This is a genomic window from Ruegeria sp. CE9 (assembly GCF_056537425.1).
The window spans coordinates 1-2,163 of sequence record NZ_JBQFRO010000043.1 but is presented as its reverse complement, the minus strand read 5'-3'; the positions used below and the strand labels follow the sequence as shown (position 1 = coordinate 2,163).

The 2,163-nt window shown below is 56.4% G+C and carries 2 protein-coding genes and 1 pseudogene; 1 reads left to right on the top strand and 2 read right to left on the bottom strand.

Features of this window, described 5'->3' with window-relative positions; genetic code table 11:
- Positions 1-208, top strand: a pseudogene (locus ACR0B3_RS23735) (hypothetical protein); the annotation flags it as partial.
- Here the strand turns inward: ACR0B3_RS23735 and ACR0B3_RS23730 are convergent.
- Both ACR0B3_RS23730 and ACR0B3_RS23725 read right to left on the bottom strand, forming a co-directional pair.
- Complete coding sequence (locus ACR0B3_RS23730) at positions 185-955, bottom strand: maleate cis-trans isomerase family protein (protein ID WP_340299098.1); 771 nt, start codon at positions 953-955, stop codon at positions 185-187. The pseudogene ACR0B3_RS23735 and the gene ACR0B3_RS23730 overlap by 24 nt on opposite strands.
- 292 nt (positions 956-1,247) lie before the next feature.
- On the bottom strand, positions 1,248-2,075 hold the full coding sequence (locus ACR0B3_RS23725; protein ID WP_340260343.1) for a sulfite exporter TauE/SafE family protein: 828 nt from the start codon (positions 2,073-2,075) through the stop codon (positions 1,248-1,250).
- Between the last annotated feature and the right edge of the window lie 88 nt (positions 2,076-2,163).

Genomic DNA, 2,163 nt, shown 5'->3' with positions numbered 1-2,163 from the left:
CATTTTGGGCGCAGTTGCGCTGATCCTTACATGGGTTGGCGATGTGTTTTCCATCATCGGCTATGCCTCCTGCGCCTTTGCCTTTTATTACGCGCTGCAAGCCGCGATTGCGGCGGCAGGCGCGGGCAATTGGCCAAAGCGCCTGTTCTTTTTTGCGATGGCCCTCCTGGGTGGGGCGATCACCCTATTCGGCACTTCGGGCGAATAGGGGCTCAGCCATTAAGCGCCCCACGCGCAAGGCGGGCCTAATCCCCGCCAATTGGCACATATGCCATGCCATCACTTGGTTGGACGACAGGGCAACGGCACCTGTCTCGGCCTCGATGGCATCAATGACATCCAAGGTGCGCAAATTCGTGCAGGATAAAAATACCGCTTCGGCCCCACCCCGTTGCAGCAGCGCCGTTGCCGCGCGGGTGACAGACGGGCCATCGATGAGCGCAACTGCATGTTCGCGCGCCTCGTTAAAGGTTCCGAACACGGGGCTTTTTACCCCTTGTGCCGCGACTGCGGCGCGCAGGCGGCTTGAGACCTCGGGCACATAGGGCGACAAAAACGCCAAGCGCGTGATCCCCATATGACGGCAGGCCGCCACGAGCGCCGAAAGCGGGTCGGTCACATGGGTTGCGGGGCATCCTTTGCGCAGCAATTCAGCCACCCGCCCCGCCCCGATCACCGATGTCGCCGAGGTGCAACCATATCCCAATACATCAAAATCCAAAGCGGGCGGCATAAGGGCGGCGGCATCGCTTAGATGCCCCTCCATCGCAGCAAGACTGTCTGAACTGACGGTTTCAGCACTGGGGACACGGCTGATATACAGGGCCACTTCCTCTTGCGGCAAGATACGGCGCAGATCGTGTTCTAGCGTTTCATCGGATTGCAACACAACCATGCCCAACACGGCACGCCGCCCCAAAATAGGTGCAATAGTGTAGTCAAACACATCTTCCATGGCCAAGGGCCCCATGCGTGATCGCGATTGCCCTCTATGCTGCGGGGGTTTTGTGATAAATCATGCACGCCCTGCGACCTCTAATGGCCTATTTGCGCCGCTTTTGCCCCTTAGGCCAAGTCACCTATGCAATAAGAAAGACCAAGATAGAATTTTCTTATCAAGTGAAATCATCCATACGCAACTCTATGAATATGATAGCGTTTTCAACACTGCCAAGGGGCATGAGATCTGCAACCTATTTATAGAAGCGTATTTATGCTGCATTACTGCTACCCTTGGTGGTACCCGATTAGCCCGTTACAATCGCATAAACAAAGCGCAAACAGACCAACGCAAGGAAGAGGCCAAAGGCCAATTCCAAATGCCGCCGCGACAGGCTATGTGCCAATTTCACACCCAAATTAGCAGTCAGAAAGGTGGTTGGCACAAACAGGATCATCCCCAAGAAAGAGACATATCCGATGGCATCCATCGGTAAACCCTCTTGGCCGAGGCCCGCGATCATATAGCCAATCGCGCCGGGGACCGAGATCAAAACCCCAATCCCTGCCGATGTGGCCACCGCCTGATGAATGGGGCGGCCATGCAATGTCATGATCATATTCGAAATCTGACCCCCACCGATCCCCATCAGGGCCGACAAAAGGCCAATCAAACCACCATAGGAATAAAGCCCGGCCCCCGTGGGCAAATCAGCGCCCAAATCCCATTTCTTTGCACCAGAGATCATCTTGATCGCATTGGCCCCCGCCACCACGACAAAAACGATCTGAAAGATGAATGGCGGTGCAAAACGGGCCAAACCCGCGCCGATCAGCACACCTGCCAGAATGGGCAGCGCCCATGATTTCAACAGCGCCTCGTCTACCGCTCCGCGTGCCCGGTGGCCCATATAAGAGCGGATTGAGGTAGGAATGATAATGGCGAGTGAGGTGCCAACCGCCAACGGCATCCGCACCTCATCTGAGAGGCCCAAGAAGCCAAACACCTCATAAAGCACAGGCACAATCATCGCGCCCCCACCTACGCCGAATAGCCCCGCGAGCACGCCCGTCACTGCACCCGCTGCAAGCAGCATTACCGCCACGATGGCGAATTCCGCCGTCATGAAATCCATTTATTCACTCCAGAAAATGCGCAGCCCCCGTCACGGAATGTGCACGGCACGAGCGTCACTTTGGAGCCCATATACGAAAGCACCGTGG

Coding starts and splice junctions, on each gene's coding strand:
- ACR0B3_RS23730 (WP_340299098.1), bottom strand. CDS start 955: ATGGAAGATGTGTTTGACTACACTATTGCACCTATTTTGGGGCGGCGT.
- ACR0B3_RS23725 (WP_340260343.1), bottom strand. CDS start 2,075: ATGGATTTCATGACGGCGGAATTCGCCATCGTGGCGGTAATGCTGCTT.